Source organism: Falsiroseomonas sp. RANM36, from assembly GCF_056682175.1.
On record NZ_JBWXTD010000081.1, the window covers coordinates 1 to 242 of the forward strand.

The 242-nt window shown below is 66.5% G+C and carries 1 protein-coding gene; it reads right to left on the reverse strand.

Annotated features, from left to right (window positions below):
- Positions 1-242: ATP-binding protein (locus AC1MIR_RS27935; protein ID WP_480031423.1), on the reverse strand; the 242-nt coding region annotated here is incomplete at both ends.

Sequence of the window (242 nt, forward strand, 5' to 3'; positions counted from 1 at the left end):
TGCCGCCCACCAGCACCACGTTGCCCTGCTGCGCGAGGAAGTTCCCGCTCGCCAGGTCGCGCACCAGCGTCTCGTTAATCGGCGTGCCGTCGAACCGGAACTCCTCTACGTCCTTCGCCAACGGTAGCTTGGCCAGCGTGATCTGGTACTTGATCGACCGCGCCTGCTTCTCGGCGATCTCGGCCGCGATGAAATCGCCGATGACCCTCTGCGGCTCGTGCTGGCGCTTCACCGCCGCGCCG